Genomic DNA, 380 nt, shown 5'->3' with positions numbered 1-380 from the left:
ACCCCATGAGCAACACCCTTTACGAACAGGATTTCTATAGCTGGGCGCATCAGCAATCCCGCCTGCTGCGCGATCGCAAATTCGAGCAATTGGACTGATCTCATCCGATTCGCATCCCGAGACTCGGCTGGCTTCATTTGGTAATATAATACAATTATTTCCCAATACTCTGCTTAACAGAGGTGAGGCGTTATGGTGCTGACCAGCCAACAACTTGAGGCATTGATGCCCGATGCCACCCAACTCGACAGCGACGAACCTGAAATGGAAAGTTCCCTGCATTATATGCAATTGTTGCTGCTTGTCACCTGTTTGGAGTGGCTGTGGCGCGATCGCGAAGATTTCTTTATCGGTGCCAACCTGACGATCTATTTTAGCCG

1 protein-coding gene and 1 pseudogene are annotated in these 380 nt (G+C 49.5%); both read left to right on the top strand.

The window, feature by feature from the left end:
• The first annotated feature begins 5 nt into the window (after positions 1–5).
• Positions 6–98, top strand: a complete 93-nt coding sequence (locus LKE08_RS28275; RefSeq protein ID WP_324707640.1) for a DUF29 family protein — start codon at positions 6–8, stop codon at positions 96–98.
• A gap of 94 nt (positions 99–192) precedes the next feature.
• Positions 193–380, top strand: a pseudogene (locus LKE08_RS28270) (Uma2 family endonuclease); the annotation flags it as partial.

Origin of the sequence: Lyngbya sp. CCY1209, from assembly GCF_035615495.1 — a bacterium.
Classification (GTDB): domain Bacteria; phylum Cyanobacteriota; class Cyanobacteriia; order Cyanobacteriales; family Microcoleaceae; genus Limnospira.
The sequence above is the reverse complement of the archived record's forward strand: the minus strand, read 5'-3'. Positions and strand labels throughout refer to the sequence as shown.

Coding starts and splice junctions, on each gene's coding strand:
- LKE08_RS28275 (WP_324707640.1), top strand. CDS start 6: ATGAGCAACACCCTTTACGAACAGGATTTCTATAGCTGGGCGCATCAG.